The sequence below is a fragment of the Duganella rivi genome (assembly GCF_009857435.1).
GTDB lineage: Bacteria > Pseudomonadota > Gammaproteobacteria > Burkholderiales > Burkholderiaceae_D > Rugamonas > Rugamonas rivi.
Genome location: NZ_WWCK01000010.1, coordinates 23,913 through 38,104, shown reverse-complemented (window position 1 = coordinate 38,104; position 14,192 = coordinate 23,913). Strand labels below are relative to the sequence as shown.

General features: G+C 57.7%; 17 protein-coding genes. 3 read left to right on the top strand and 14 right to left on the bottom strand.

The genetic code is table 11. The annotated features are described in order from the left end of the window. Positions 1 to 81: 81 nt before the first annotated feature. Entirely contained in the window at positions 82 to 993 is a 912-nt protein-coding gene (locus GTP45_RS27070; RefSeq protein ID WP_161016949.1) for a flagellin N-terminal helical domain-containing protein, read from the bottom strand. 267 nt (positions 994 to 1,260) lie between these two features. Next, positions 1,261 to 2,937 (bottom strand): electron transfer flavoprotein-ubiquinone oxidoreductase, encoded by a 1,677-nt coding sequence (locus GTP45_RS27065; protein ID WP_174821679.1) that lies wholly within the window; start codon positions 2,935 to 2,937, stop codon positions 1,261 to 1,263. Between the two features lie 174 nt (positions 2,938 to 3,111). Between GTP45_RS27065 and GTP45_RS27060 the strand changes: the two genes are divergently transcribed. Then, on the top strand, positions 3,112 to 3,888 hold the full coding sequence (locus GTP45_RS27060; RefSeq protein WP_161016948.1) for an SDR family oxidoreductase: 777 nt from the start codon (positions 3,112 to 3,114) through the stop codon (positions 3,886 to 3,888). On the opposite strand, the gene GTP45_RS27055 is transcribed toward GTP45_RS27060, so the two are convergent. After that, a complete protein-coding gene (locus GTP45_RS27055; RefSeq protein ID WP_161016947.1) occupies positions 3,889 to 4,452 on the bottom strand; it encodes a LuxR C-terminal-related transcriptional regulator in 564 nt (187 codons plus the stop codon). 128 nt (positions 4,453 to 4,580) lie between these two features. Here GTP45_RS27055 and GTP45_RS27050 point away from each other — a divergent pair, with 128 nt between their 5' ends. Both GTP45_RS27050 and GTP45_RS27045 read left to right on the top strand, forming a co-directional pair. After that, positions 4,581 to 5,282, top strand: a complete 702-nt coding sequence (locus GTP45_RS27050) for a CoA transferase subunit A (protein ID WP_161016946.1) — start codon at positions 4,581 to 4,583, stop codon at positions 5,280 to 5,282. A 17-nt stretch (positions 5,283 to 5,299) separates the two neighbouring features. Continuing rightward, entirely contained in the window at positions 5,300 to 5,950 is a 651-nt protein-coding gene (locus tag GTP45_RS27045) for a CoA transferase subunit B (protein WP_161016945.1), read from the top strand. Position 5,951: 1 nt separating this feature from the next. Here the strand turns inward: GTP45_RS27045 and GTP45_RS27040 are convergent, their stop codons facing one another. The 11 genes from GTP45_RS27040 to GTP45_RS26990 all read right to left on the bottom strand — a co-directional run bounded on the left by GTP45_RS27040 (position 5,952) and on the right by GTP45_RS26990 (position 14,166). Beyond that, positions 5,952 to 6,518: a PEPxxWA-CTERM sorting domain-containing protein gene (locus GTP45_RS27040; protein ID WP_161016944.1), complete on the bottom strand. Its 567-nt coding sequence runs from the start codon at positions 6,516 to 6,518 to the stop codon at positions 5,952 to 5,954. A gap of 77 nt (positions 6,519 to 6,595) precedes the next feature. Further along, complete coding sequence (locus GTP45_RS27035) at positions 6,596 to 7,633, bottom strand: HAF repeat-containing protein (protein ID WP_161016943.1); 1,038 nt, start codon at positions 7,631 to 7,633, stop codon at positions 6,596 to 6,598. An 86-nt stretch (positions 7,634 to 7,719) separates the two neighbouring features. Beyond that, positions 7,720 to 8,454 (bottom strand): hypothetical protein, encoded by a 735-nt coding sequence (locus tag GTP45_RS27030; RefSeq protein WP_161016942.1) that lies wholly within the window; start codon positions 8,452 to 8,454, stop codon positions 7,720 to 7,722. A 2-nt stretch (positions 8,455 to 8,456) separates the two neighbouring features. After that, a complete protein-coding gene (locus tag GTP45_RS27025; protein ID WP_161016941.1) occupies positions 8,457 to 8,963 on the bottom strand; it encodes a M949_RS01915 family surface polysaccharide biosynthesis protein in 507 nt (168 codons plus the stop codon). Between the two features lie 52 nt (positions 8,964 to 9,015). Beyond that, positions 9,016 to 9,543 carry a hypothetical protein gene (locus GTP45_RS27020; RefSeq protein ID WP_161016940.1) on the bottom strand — a complete coding sequence of 176 codons (528 nt, stop codon included), beginning with the start codon at positions 9,541 to 9,543 and terminating at the stop codon, positions 9,016 to 9,018. After that, complete coding sequence (locus tag GTP45_RS27015; protein WP_161016939.1) at positions 9,540 to 10,331, bottom strand: hypothetical protein; 792 nt, start codon at positions 10,329 to 10,331, stop codon at positions 9,540 to 9,542. The genes GTP45_RS27020 and GTP45_RS27015 overlap by 4 nt, the downstream gene beginning before the upstream one ends. Positions 10,332 to 10,369: 38 nt before the next feature. Next, positions 10,370 to 10,636, bottom strand: a complete 267-nt coding sequence (locus tag GTP45_RS27010; RefSeq protein ID WP_161016938.1) for a hypothetical protein — start codon at positions 10,634 to 10,636, stop codon at positions 10,370 to 10,372. Positions 10,637 to 10,665: 29 nt separating this feature from the next. Next, a complete protein-coding gene (locus tag GTP45_RS27005) occupies positions 10,666 to 11,181 on the bottom strand; it encodes a hypothetical protein (RefSeq protein WP_161016937.1) in 516 nt (171 codons plus the stop codon). Then, on the bottom strand, positions 11,174 to 11,455 hold the full coding sequence (locus GTP45_RS27000) for a hypothetical protein (protein WP_161016936.1): 282 nt from the start codon (positions 11,453 to 11,455) through the stop codon (positions 11,174 to 11,176). Before GTP45_RS27000 ends, GTP45_RS27005 begins: the two co-directional genes overlap by 8 nt. 44 nt (positions 11,456 to 11,499) lie before the next feature. Further along, a complete protein-coding gene (locus GTP45_RS26995) occupies positions 11,500 to 12,600 on the bottom strand; it encodes a hypothetical protein (protein ID WP_161016935.1) in 1,101 nt (366 codons plus the stop codon). A gap of 6 nt (positions 12,601 to 12,606) precedes the next feature. Then, on the bottom strand, positions 12,607 to 14,166 hold the full coding sequence (locus GTP45_RS26990) for a hypothetical protein (protein WP_161016934.1): 1,560 nt from the start codon (positions 14,164 to 14,166) through the stop codon (positions 12,607 to 12,609). Positions 14,167 to 14,192: the final 26 nt, after the last annotated feature.

Here is a 14,192-nt window from a genome sequence, read left to right as displayed (position 1 = left end):
GTATAAAAAAAGCCAACCGAAAAGCTCCGGTTGGCCCTTTTAGTAGGCCGGGTATGCGGACATACCCGGATATTACTACGATTACTGCAGCAGGGACATAACCAGCGACGAGGTGCTGTTCGACTGTTTCAGCATCGCGGTGCCAGCTTGCAGCAGCATCTGCGACGAGGTCATGTTCGACGACTCGGTTGCGAAGTCGGTGTCCATGATACGGCCGGTAGCGGCCTTGGTGTTGGTCGATACGTTCGACAGGTTGTTGTACACGTGGTCCAGACGGTTAGCAGCAGCACCCAGGGTCGAACGGATGGCGCCGACTTCGTCCAGCGCGGTGGTGATCGAGTCCAGGGTAGCAGCCACGTTGGCGGTGCTCAGGTTGGCGTTACCAGCGGTGTTCTGGGTGTTGTAGTTGGCCGAAACGTTGCCCAGGGCGGTGTTCAGGGTGTCCATGTTGTTGGTCAGGCCACCGGCGGTGGTCAGGTCCAGGGTCATGGTTTCCGACGAGGTGGCGCCGATCTGGAATTTCACGGCGGCAGCCAGGGTGCCGACGTTGGCCGAGATACCGGTACCGGTCGCGGTTGGGTTCAGCAGAGCTTGGCCGCCGAAGGTGGTGTTACGAACGATGTTGAACAGTTCGTTACCCAGTGCATCGTATTCCGATTGCAGGGCGGTGATGTCTTTGGTGGTCGACGATGCGTCAGCAGCTTGGGTCGCCAGGTCTTTCATGCGGATCAGCATGGTGGTGACTTCATCGAACGCGCCTTCGCCGGTTTGCAGCATCGAGATCGAGTTCTGGGTGTTGCGCATGGCCATGGCCATACCGCTGGTTTGTGCTTTCAAGCGGGTTGCAATTTGCAGGCCTGCAGCATCGTCCATGGCCGAATTGACACGGAAGCCGGTGCTCAGGCGGGTCTGCGAAGTCGACAGTTGCGACTGGGTGCGACCGATCGAGTTCTGTGCGGAAAGGGCCGCAGCGTTAGTGTGAAGGCTCAGCATGAAATAACTCCTGGTAGGTGGATTCAGTTCGGAGCAACGGATCCTTTGTGCTCTCCCAAGTACAAGACGACCGTATCTGGAAGGACATTAAATGCTTTGTGGAAATTTATGAAAATTTTTTTATCCGGCCCCTGAAAGTCACTGTCTACTGCCTTTTTCCACCTGCCGATTATGGGCCGATTGGCGGGCGGGGGCAAGAATTCGTACCGTGCGCCAAATGAAAAACAGCGCGGGGATGAGCCGCGCTGTTCTTAAAGTGTTGCTTTTTTACATATTTGGATAGTTCGGGCCGCCGCCGCCTTCCGGCGTGATCCAGACGATATTTTGGGTTGGGTCTTTAATGTCGCAGGTTTTGCAGTGCACGCAGTTCTGGGCGTTGATTTGCAAGCGGTCGGCGCCTTCGTCGGTCTTGACGAATTCATACACGCCGGCCGGGCAGTAGCGCGCTTCCGGGCCTGCGTACTGGGCCAGATTGACGTCGACCGGCACGCTCGGATTTTTCAGCGTCAGGTGAATCGGCTGGTCTTCGGCGTGGTTGGTATTCGAGATGAATACCGACGACAGGCGGTCGAAGGTCAGCTTGCCATCCGGTTTCGGATAGGTGATCGGGCTGAATTGCGAGGCCGGTTTCAGGCACTCGTGGTCGGCGTGCGAGTGGCGCAGCGTCCATGGCGCTTTGCCGCGGAAGACGATCTGGTCGATGCCGGCCATCAGCGAACCCAGGTACAGGCCCTTGTTCAGCCATGGCTTGACGTTGCGCGCTACGTGCAGTTCTTCGTGCAGCCACGATTGCTCGAACGCGGCCGGGTAGGCGGCCAGTTCGTCGGCCTGGCGGCCGGCGCCCAGCGCCTCGAACACCGATTCAGCGGCCAGCATGCCCGACTTGATCGCGGCGTGCGAACCCTTGATGCGGCTCATGTTCAGGAAACCGGCGTCGCAGCCGATCAGCGCGCCGCCTGGGAATACCAGCTTCGGCAGCGATTGCAGGCCGCCGGCGGTAATCGCGCGCGCGCCGTAGGAGATACGTTTGGCGCCCTCAAAGAAACCGCGGATTTCCGGGTGGGTCTTGTAGCGCTGGAATTCTTCGTACGGCGACAGGTACGGGTTCTCGTAGTTCAGGCCGACCACGTAGCCAACCACTACCTGGTTGTTTTCCAGGTGGTAGAGGAAAGAGCCACCGTAGGTTTTGCTGTCCAGCGGCCAGCCGGTGGTGTGCACCACCAGGCCTGGCTGGTGCTTGGCCGGATCGATTTCCCATAGTTCTTTAATGCCGATACCGTAGGACTGCGGGTCTTTGCCCTTGTTCAGGTCGTACTTGGCGATCAGCTGCTTGCCCAAGTGGCCGCGCGCGCCTTCCGCGAACAGGGTGTATTTGCCGTGCAGTTCCATGCCCAGTTGGAATTCCGGGCCGGCTTCGCCGTCGCGCTTCACGCCCATATTGCCGGTGGCGACGCCTTTCACCGAGCCGTCCTCGTTGTACAACACTTCGGCCGCGGCAAAGCCCGGGAAGATTTCCACGCCCAGCGCTTCGGCTTGCTGGCCGAGCCAGCGCACCACGTTGCCCAGCGAGATGACGTAGTTGCCGTGATTCTCAAAGCACTTCGGCAGCAGCAGGTTGGGGGTCTTGTAGGCCTTGGTCTCGGTCAGGAACAGCACGCGGTCTTCGGTGACTTCGGTGTTCAGCGGTGCGCCTTTTTCTTTCCAGTCAGGGATCAGCTCGGTCAGGGCCTTCGGATCCATCACGGCGCCGGACAGGGTATGGGCGCCCAGTTCGCCGCCTTTTTCCAGCAAGACGACGGAGACTTCCTGGCCTTTTGCTGCGGCCAATTGTTTGATCTTGATCGCTGCCGACAAGCCTGCTGGGCCGCCGCCGACGATGACGACGTCATACTCCATCGCGTCGCGTGGGCCATACTGTTCTACGAGGTTTTGAGGCTGAGTCATGGTCTGTTGTTATAGTGATTGTGGTGAATTTAAAAATTTTAGCACGAACGTGCTTCTTTTTCCGTCGGATTGCTGCCATTTTCCGCGACATTATTAGACACCGCAATCTAATCCTGGCGATTTGTGTAATGATTACGATTAGACAGCTATTATCACCAACACTAGGAGTCGCCCGTGGGCATAGAAGTTAACTTTGAGGGAAAAATTGCGCTGATCACCGGCGCCTCCAGCGGTCTCGGAGCCCGGTTTGCCAAAGTCCTGGCCCAGGCGGGGGCGCAAGTGGTACTGGCTTCGCGCCGCACCGAGCGCCTGAAGGAACTGCGCGCCGAGATTGAAGCCGACGGCGGCGCGGCCCACGTAGTCAGTTTGGATGTGACGGATTACGCCAGCATCAAGTCGGCCATTGCCCACGCCGAGACCGAAGCGGGGCCGATCGACATCCTCGTCAACAACTCCGGCGTGTCGACCACCCAGCGGCTGGTCGATGTCACGCCCGAGGACTACAACTTCGTGATGGACACCAATCTGCGCGGCGCTTTTTTCGTGGCGCAGGAGACCGCCAAGCGCATGATTGCGCGCGTCAAGGGCGATCCATCTAAAAAGCACCGCATCATCAACATCGCCTCGGTGGCCGGTTTGCGGGTGCTGCCGCAGATCGGCGTGTATTGCATGAGCAAGGCCGGCGTGGTGCAGATGACCAAGGCCATGGCGGTGGAGTGGGGCAAGTACGGCATCAATACCAACGCCATTTGCCCCGGCTATATTTCGACCGAGATCAACGAGGAATACTTCGCCACCGAGCAGGGCCAGAAGCTGATCGAGATGCTGCCGCGCAAGCGTCCGGGCAAGCCGGAAGACCTCGACGGCCTGCTGTTGCTGCTGGCCGGCGAGGACTCCAACTTCATCAACGGCGCCGTCATTTCCGCCGACGATGGCATGACCGCGATGTAATCACAGCTGCACGCCGACCAGCTTGTGAACCAGCTCCGACGAGGTGGCGGCCGAGAATTTACGCATCAGCTTGGCGCGGTGCATTTCCACCGTGCGCGGGCTGAGGTCGACCTGGCGGGCGATGGTTTTGCTGGTCTTGCCTTCCACCAGCAGGGCGGCGATCTCGCGCTCGCGCGGCGTCAGCTCGGCGGTGACGGGGCGTTTTTCGCTGACATCCTCGAACGTCCAGATGCCGGGGCCGAGCGGCTCGCTGGACTTCATGGCGTGGCCGGTGACGTGGCACCAGAACAGCTCGCCGTCGGCGCGCCGCATGATGCGTTCGTCCGAGTAGCGGCCCTTGGCGTTCATGATGGGGATGATGCGGTCGCCGGTGCGCAGGAACTCGTCCATGGTCGGGTACAGGGCGAGGAAAGACAGGCCGTCGAGCTGGGCGCGGCTGTAGCCGAACATCTCGGCCAGCGCCTCGTTGCAGGACTGGATGATGCGATTCTCGGAAATGCACATGCCGACCGGCGCGTGCAGGAAGATGGATTCGTAATCAATAATGGCAGGCTGAACGCTCATATGTTCTGGCAGGTATTTCTACGGTATTGAACTTTTGATGTGCGTATTCTATGCTGGATCGCCGCTTTACTAACGCATTTAATAACGTTGGCAAGGCACACGCAACATAAATCAAACAAGGGACGTATATGAATAAAATCTTTCCAGACGCGGCCAGCGCCTTGGCCGGCGTGGTTCAAAGCGGGCAAACCATTGCCGTCGGCGGCTTCGGCCTGTGCGGCATTCCCGAGGCGCTGATCGGCGCGCTGCGCGATTCCGGCGTCACCGGCTTGACCGCCATCTCCAACAACGCCGGCGTCGACGGCTTCGGCCTCGGCCAGTTGCTGGAAACCCGCCAGATCAAGAAGATGATCGCCTCCTACGTGGGCGAAAATAAAGAGTTCGCGCGCCAGTACCTGGCCGGCGAGCTGGAACTGGAATTCACGCCGCAAGGCACCCTGGCGGAGAAGCTGCGCGCCGGCGGCGCCGGTATCCCGGCCTTCTTCACCAAGACCGGCGTCGGCACCATCGTTGCCGACGGCAAGGAAATCCGCGAATTCGACGGCGAGCAATACGTGATGGAACGCAGCCTGGTGGCCGACGTGGCGCTGGTCAAGGCCTGGAAGGCCGACAAGGCCGGCAACCTGGTGTTCCGCAAAACCGCGCGCAACTTCAACCCGAATGCGGCCATGGCCGGCAAGATTTGCATCGTCGAAGTCGAGCAGCTGGTGGAAACCGGCGAGATCGACCCGGACCAGGTACACCTGCCGAGCATCTTCGTGCATCGCATCGTGGTCAACGCCACGCCGGAAAAACGCATCGAGCAGCGCACCGTGCGCGCCGCCAACTAAGAATATCGGAGATTACTATGGCATGGACTCGTGATGAAATGGCTGCGCGCGCGGCCAAGGAACTGCAAGACGGTTACTACGTCAACCTCGGCATCGGCTTGCCGACGCTGGTGGCCAACTACGTCCCATCGGGCATTGAAGTCTTCCTGCAATCGGAAAACGGCTTGCTGGGCATCGGCCCGTTCCCGACCGAAGACGAAATCGACGCCGACCTGATCAACGCCGGCAAGCAAACTGTGACTGCCTTGCCGGGTGCGGCTTACTTCAGCTCGGCCGATTCCTTCGGCATGATCCGCGGCGGCAAAATCAACCTGGCGATCCTGGGCGCGATGCAAGTGTCGGAGAAGGGCGACCTGGCCAACTGGATGATCCCCGGCAAAATGGTCAAAGGCATGGGCGGCGCGATGGACCTTGTAGCCGGCGTCAAGAAAGTGGTGGTGCTGATGGAACACGTCGCCACCGCCAAGGACGGCTCGACCTCGCACAAGCTGCTGCCGAAATGCGACCTGCCGCTGACCGGCGTGGGCGTGGTGGATCTGGTGATCACCGATCTCGGCGTGATGGAAGTCACCGAGGCCGGCCTGAAAGTCACCGAATTGGCGCCGGGCGTCAGCAAGGACCAGATCCAGGCCGCCACCGGCACCAAACTCGACTTTTCGTCGCTGTAATTTAGACAGCCTTGCGGCGGCGGGCCGCTACGCCTACCAGCCCCAGGCCGCCGAGCAGCATGGCGTAGGTGGCTGGCTCCGGTACGGCTGTGACAGACCAGCGGGCGGCCGAATAGTTGGTGGTATCGGCGCGGGCGTAGCCGCCGCCGCCCTGCACGTAGGCCTTGGATGGATCCCAGCCGGGGCTGTACGAATACATGCCGTAGGTCTCGCCGTTATACCAGCCGCCGCCTGGGGTCGAGCTACTGCTGCTGAACAGGAAGTTGTTGGCGAGTCCGTCGAAGGACGCCACTGCGCCGCCGCTCACTGCATTGATATTCTCATTCCAGCTGAAAATTTTCAGATCGTTGCCGCCGTCGAAGGCAACGCCCTTGCGGTACACCTTGACGTTGGACAGGTTGGTAATCAGGTTGCCATTGGCCGTGCCGTCGAAGCTGCCGGTGACGACATCGTTACCGAAGAGGGAATTGTAGGAAAAGGTGTAGCTGAAGTTATAGGTGGTGGCGTTGGCGGCGCCGGCGGCCAGCAGGGCAGCGGCGCAGGCGATGCGGCGCAGGATGGTGTTCATCAGGGACTCCCGTGTGTGAATGTTATGAGGACGACACTATCCCACTCACGGAAGTTCTTGTCTGTCGCACAAAAGTGCTACACGGGGCTGGCTGGCAAGCTGATACCCCGATAGCGGCGCTTGTACACCACCACGCCCACCGTGGTGATCAGCACCAGCGCAATGGCGGTCAGCAAATCCTGGGCGCCATGATCTTCCACCGGCGCCTGGTTTGATACCATGGTTGAAGCATAGAACTTGTTGCTGGCGCTGCGCGCGCCGATCACCAGTTCATTGTTGTTGATGGCATTCACCAGGTACAGCCCGTGGCCGCCCGCATGCACAATCATCCTGCCGTCGCGGTAGACAAACGAGCGCCGCTCATCGCCGACGCGGATGCTGCCCACCACGTGGCCGGCATTGTTGACGGCGGTGGCAAAGCTGTCGCCGTAGCCGATCAGCGCGCCCAGGTCGCTCATCTTGCCTTGCTCCCAGGCGAACGCGTGCCAGCGGCGATCCGCCGTCTCCGAGGCACCAACGATCACCCCCTTATCGTTGATGGCGCTGGCGCTGCTGGAGCGGCCACCCAGGGTGCCGATGTCCTGCATGCTGGCGCCGGCCTTGTACAGGAAAGCGTGGCGGTAGCCGTCGGGCAGGGCGGCAGTGCCGACCACGTCGCCGTGGTGATTGATGCCGGCTGCGTAGCTGATCTTGCCACCCAGCGTGCCGAGGTCGCGCGGGGCATGCTCGCCGTCGCTGAGGAAGGCGCGGTAATAGCCGTCGCTGGTATCGGCAAAGCCGGCCACCTGGCCCTTGTCGTTGATGGCGGCACCGTAGCTGCTGTTGCCGCCCAGCGTGCCGAGATCCTGCATGCGCTCGCCATGGCGAACCACGAAAGCGCGCCAGTAGCCGTTGGCGTTTTGCGCCGTGCCGACCACGTCACCTTCATTGTTGATATCGCGGGTGAAGCCGTCGCTGCCGCCCAGCGTGCCGAGTTCGATAGGGCGCTTATCGTACAGGATGGCGCGCTGGCGGCCATTGTCCTGCTCGATAATGCCGGCCATCTGCCCGCGCGCATTGATATCGACCGCGATGCTCTGTTCCGTGCCGCGCGCGCCCAGTGTAAGTTCCGCCATGTGGTGACCTCCGCAGTGTGAATGCAGTGCTCAGTGCAACTCCCGTGCCACGCCGGTTTAAGCCACGAACTGGTCGAAAATGAACGCTAGCGCTGTTCGGTTCCGGACATTAGCGAGTGTTTGAGCTCTACATAGTACCAGCCGCACCGTGGTTTGGCGGCCCCGCTGTCTACGAGTTGTCCTCGGTCCTTCTCCGGCCAGGCAAATTGCGGCGGGGCGGCTGGATCGTCCTGGCGGATATACACGCCGGCGCGCGGCGGGGACTCGCCGCTGCGGGCGGTGATGTCGGTACGCACGCGGAACTGCGGCAAGTCTGGCTGATCCAATAAATGTTGCGCGAGGTGATGGGTGAACCAGCGCTCATCCGGCGGCTGTTGTCGCAGGTGTTCGACCAGGATGCTATCGGTTGGTGCACTGTATTTGCTGACAAAATGTTCGCAGACGTGGTACTCGTCACTCATGCGATACCCGTCATAGCTGTCGGCATGGCAGACTTGCTTGAAGAAGTGATTGAGGCTTCCGGCCCGATAGCGGCCACGGCTGCGGGCGTTTATATCCTCGCGCAGCAACTGGCGCATCTCGGTCAGCGTCTCGCGCATCTTGCGTTCCCATAGCCGGGGATCGTTATGCATGCGCTGTTGCGAGGACATGACTTCCGCGTAGGATGCCGCCAAGGACTGCTCAATTGCCGGCGTGGTGTGGCCCTCGATAACCCGCGAGAGTATGTCGTCCAGCGCCTTCATGTAATCGAGCGAGGCATAGCGGTACAGCATCGCGACCTGGCGCTGGCGCCATGGCGACAAATCAGTGATTGGGTTCATCGTTACTGTCGGATTAACCTGATGCGCGCCCAGACGGCGTCCAGGTGCTGTTTATACGCGTTATTGGCCGGCTGGGCCAACACTGAATCGTATTGCTTCTTACCTTGCAGGGCAGGCTTGCCGCCGGGTTGATACATTTCCAGTTCGCCGCGTATCGCCAGCTTGGTCCCGCCTTCGCGCAAGATTACCTTAACGGTCGAGTAGTCGATACCGCCACCGCAAAACAGGCGATAGGGAATAGTGACTTCGCTGCGGCCGTCGCCATTCAGGTCGGTAACGCTAACCGCGCTCGTGAAGAATTCCGCGGCTGAATCCAGGGTAGGGCAGTCCACCATATCGTGCACGGTCCACTCGGTTTTCCAGCGTCCGTCCTTGCGCCCGTAATACACGGCCTTCAGCTCGTGATATTCCTCGCGTTCGGCCGGCTTAGACGGCGACAGCCCCGACTTCCGGCTCAATACCAGCACGTGCTCGCCACCCTTGTCGATGACACGCTGCGCGCTGACCAAGTCGCCTTTACCACGATCTGCTGGGCTGCGAGATAGGCCGCATCGACAGCGCTCATTTCTTGGGCTCCGCTTTAAGCTCGCGCGCCAGCACCGCCTCCACGGTCAACGATGACTTCGGATAACTGCGCGTAAAGCTGGGCTTGAACAAATATGTTGGGCCGTCAGGGTAGTCCTTATCGTCGGTGACGAGTTTGTTCCAGGTTACCGTGATATCGCCTCTCTCCGCGTAGCCGCGATCCGCCTTCTTGTCAGCGGTAATGAAGTAGACGCCATCCGGTCGGGCGGCGACTACGCCGTCGGCCAGCGTGGTCTCGCCGCCGGACGCGCTATTCCACTCCGTCTCCGGCAAGCCCTTCTTGTTAAACACCGGGGCCTGGTACCAGGTCTCGTCCTTGGCCTCCTTGAAATAGAAGGTATAGCTGCGGCGATAAGCGACAGTATCCTGGTACGTACCTACCACCAGCATCAACTTGCCGCCGAGCGCTGGCCACTGGTGCAAGCCCTGGTGCATGGGCGTGACATCCGCTGCCTGCGCGACGCTGCTTGCGGCAATGATCGGCAACAAAATGCGGGCGATCATTTGTTCACCACGCGCGGCAGTATGCCGCCTTCGCACATTTCGTCTTCCACGCCTTGGCCCTTTGGCACGCTCAGATTGGTGCAAAGCAGTGTTTGCTGGCCGTTCTTGGCGGAGGTGCGCGTGAATCTGTTGTGCAGCGTGGTGGTGGAGTCTTTGCCACGGCCCTGCGGCGCGCCGGACCAGTCCAATTGATAGCCATTCGGTATCACTTGCAGCGAGGGCTTCGGGTTGGCGTCAGGCATGCGTCCATTCTTATCACTGACCGCCGCTCGCCAAATGTTTCGCATCACGCCGGTATCTACATCGTAAAGATAGTAATCGACACCCATGTGATAGCGGGCAGGCGCATATTCCGCCTGTAGACAGACCATGCGCGCCAACGCATGGGCGGCGGACGCCTCGACAATCTGCAGCGAATACTCGGGGCACACCGAAGTTCTGTCGCCGCGCGGGGAGGCAATCGCGAAAGTGTGTCGCACGACTGGCGTGCCGAAGGTTAGCTGCCCTAGCTGCGGATCGAGGCGCATCTCGAAGCCTGCAGATTTCACGACGACGAGTTTGAGCCGCTCCGGCTTGGTGGAATCGGAATTCAGCCGGATCGATGACCAGCGCTGCTGATCGTCAGCGCCGGCACGGATAGCGTCGGTACCGGCCGCTCCTTCACGAGCACGCAGTCGTTGTGGATCTTCGCCGGTGGCAGTGTTGCCGCATGGCTTACTGGGGCATTCGTGTGCAAAGACCGTGGACAGATTAATCAGAAAGGACAAGCAGAGTATGGTTCGCTTCATGATGTCTTGGTTTTATGGTGTCGGCTGCTGGAGCTCATCTAGTCGGGGAGGGGGAGCATCGGCAGAGATAAATCGGGGAATGGGATCAGGGACCATCTGTTGTCGCCGGGCTCACCGGGATTGCCATCAGCGCGCACGAACTGCACATCGCCGAACTTGGTGGGATAAGTGTATTCAGCAGCATCGCGCACATTGAGCACGCTGTTGAGTTGCTCAGCATCGGTGGTTTTCTGCTCCGCTGACACCGCGACGCTGAGGCAGTAAACGAAAATCGCAGTAATCAGCAGATAGCGAAATCGCTTCATGGTTTGGTGTGGTGAGGGCTTGAGCTGTTTCAGGGTTCCGCCAGCACCGGCAACTGCACCAGCGCATGACATACTGCCAGATTGGCTTTTTTAGGATTTTGCAGGTCGGACAGAGGCAGCACGGACACGTACTGTTTGATGGAAGACATGGCCGAAATCCCATACAGCAGGATTTTGTCATTCTGCACGTCGTACACCAGCGCGCCGTCGAAGCCGCGATCATGTGTTTTATCGCGGAATTTGGACATCAGCTTGCCTAATGCTGCACGCTGCTTCTTGTCGGTGGTGGCGGCGATCGCCAGTTCCGGGCTGATGCCCGCTTTACCTGGCTCAGCGTAAACGCTGTTGATGTTGAGCTGGGTATCCTCGCAATCGGCATCGGTGGTACCAGGGTTGTAGCGTTTAAAAAAAGCATCCAGCGCAGGCTTTTGCGCGGCAGCTTTGGCCGTGCCGACCATCACCAGCTGTAAGCCATCTGGTGAGCCCGCGATGGCCATCGAGGACAAGCTGGCCAGCATGGAGACCGCGAATAATGTGCTATACATCTTCATCTGCGACTGCTTTCATTTGCAGGCGTTGCTGCAATCCCTTCACACATTCAAGCGACCCGAAATGGTACAGCAGGCTGACCTGTTCTTTTGGCGTTGTGGATAGTTGAAACGGTGCGTTCTGCATATTCATTTCATCGTCGCCGGCGCGGTCGGCGCCACTCTGCGCCGTCAGCAGCCCTTCGCTGTGTCGCTGGTAATTGCCACTTAGTAATGACCCGGCCTCGGGAGCAAACCAGTGGGCATCAATGTCAGTGCGACTTAATGCCATACTTCACGCGGCTGGCCGTTGATTTTTAAGTGACTCTTTTGTAATTACTGATCGGTGTCCCATTGCCAGATAGTTGCCCCATAAGTACCCCCAATATCGGGGAGCCTTTCACCTTTGGCGAAATAGCGTCGGGAGTCTGGTTTGGCCGGCGTAAAGTAGTATCCAGCCTCCTCACACAGCGAACCGCTTTCGAGGCGCACGCGGTTGATAGCGACACTTGCCTGCTCGATGTCCTCATAATCTTCAAATTCGCCGTTTATCATCTCGACGTATTGCCATTTTGCTTCAAGCTTCGTAAACGCGGTGCGGGCGACCAGCTCAGTCGCCAAGCCCGGAGTGTCCGACTCAGCGTAAAAGGCATCTTCTTTCAGTAACGGATCGCCTTTTTTGCGTTGAACGAAGGACAGCATCTTAGCTTCGTTTAGCCAAAGATCTGTACGGCCAAGGCTTGCAATTGCATCCAGCCCCAACGAGTTAAAAGTACGGCCTAACAGTAGGCGTCCCTGTGTACTCCCGCGCCAAGCGAACTGTAAGCTTGCATTTTGATCGTCCGTCGCGACATACACTCCGGTTCTTTGAGGTGTTTTGTTGGAGTCGACCTCGATGTCAGAGCGGACTCTGAATTTAGGTAGCCTCAAAAATTCGCTCTTGGTCTGCTGCCATGCAAGAGTGAGGTTGAAGTCGTACCATCTGCTGGAAGAAGAGTATTTGTCCAAGGTGTTATCGATATTTTTGGAGTAGAAATATATCTCTTCTATTTTTTTGCGAAACGCGTCTTGCTCATCCGGAGAAGCCCAGTCCATAGAGTATTCGTCGATCCCCCGCTGGAATTGGCTCATGCCTGTAATGTTGAATTTTTCAATTGCCCGCTCAGCGATTTGCCTTGCAGTCGTCAACTGAAAATCTTTGAGGAACGGCCAAGCGTTGTTCGCCCAATTTTCGGACGTTTCACGGTGCCCCCAACGCTGACTGATCAGATGCTGGTCTCTATCTTGAGCTTGGGACAAATCCAAAATTCGCTCTACAAAAAACACAGTGTCATTCAAGGCATTCTGCATCCGCTTAAGATAGTCCAGCGAGGCAAAATGGTAAAGTAATGCGGCTTGTTTTTTTTGCCATTGTGTCAGTTCGATAGGAGAGTTCATGGTTCTTTACTTAGCCAATGTTGTTGTTTGTCCGGGGAAGCTGGGCAAGCCGATTTTGTTCGGAAAACCCTTGCCGCCAAAATCTGTGTATCCCCAACCAGTCTCAAACGGTCCGCTGATGTTGGGGTGATTGGTTTTGATACGAAGAGATGTGTAAGCCCGCTTCTGTTGTTCAGTTAGCTTGCTATAGTCACCATAGTCGATCCCTCGATCCATCCAACTTGATTTTCCCGGTGATATTTTAAAATAGCGCATGTCATCAGCCATACCGCTCGCGCGATCGACCTTAAAGATCACTTGCTCCCATCCGCCCTCTAGGCTCATGCCGGGAAGTGCGTCTTTGACCTGGCTGGAAGCTGGACCTCTCCACACTTTAAGCGTTTCTCCCGCCTTAACGTCATATATCACGAACTGACCATTGACGTTCCAGTCCGGCCAAACCGCAAGATGTTTACGCCAAGCCGCTTTCGGATCGGCTGCGCTTTGCAATTCTTTGAACACTTTTTCGGAAACCCAGCAATCTCCCATCGCGCCGCTGGTAGGAGCGATGATACGGTATAGCCGTGCCGGACCTTTTATCTCATCAGGAACAAATTTATGAAACGACTTGATGTTTTGTTCTGACAATGTAGGCCAGCCTTGGCGAACGTGCATGCTAAGCATGGTTTTGTAAGCATCTGGGTCTGCCTCATCAAACATCCTGTCGCCCAAAGTGATCCAGGTGGGCCTGGTTTTCTGATTTCGCATCAATGCAACAGCGGATGACTCCGGGAGTGCACCGCGAAAGTGGACATTTGCAGTGTCGAGAATTCCGTATTTCTCACGCAATGCCTCATTTTCGAGGCGTCTGACGATAGCATCGAAAATCTCATCAACTTTATGGACTGCACTGTCCATGCCGTTTTTGGCCATTCTACGTATATTCTTAACTTGTTCTATCGCATCCTCAGCCTTGCCAGAAATGACAGGAACATATTTGACCTTGTCCGCCATCGATTGCAGACTTTGGATTGCTTTGTCAAAAGCAGCCAAAAGGGCAGTGGTATTGACTTTTGCTTGCACAGCTTTGATCTGTTTCGCCAGCCAATCGAAAACCTCGTCGATTTTATGTGCGTGCAAGTATTTTTGGAATTCGCGACGGCGTAGCAGGGTGATTACCCAAGTCATGGCTGCATCGACAGCTTTAATGACGTGATCTCCTCCAGCGCGTCGGACAAAAGCAAAGAACACTTTCAATACGCCTTTTACCAGTGATCCCAATACTGGGAAAAGCCCAATCAAGGTGAGAACGAGAGCGACCCATGCCCAGGTGTCCCCGGGCTCTTTATAGAGTTTTTTGCAGTTCGCAATAAGGTCGCGGACATCGCAGATCTGATCTACAAGTGGGATCATTGAGATCGCTGCGTCCAGCACAATTTGTCCGGTAGACCGATCATCGTTGAAGTCGCCTTGTACAGCTTCCCAAAACCATTCCCAAGGATTTGTAGAAGGATCTTCTGCTGTTTTCTGATCGTTAGTCACCCACGCCAAAGCATCGCGCATTTGCGTGGCATTGATTTCTGCCATTTAGTTCGTCCTCGGACTTTGCACTA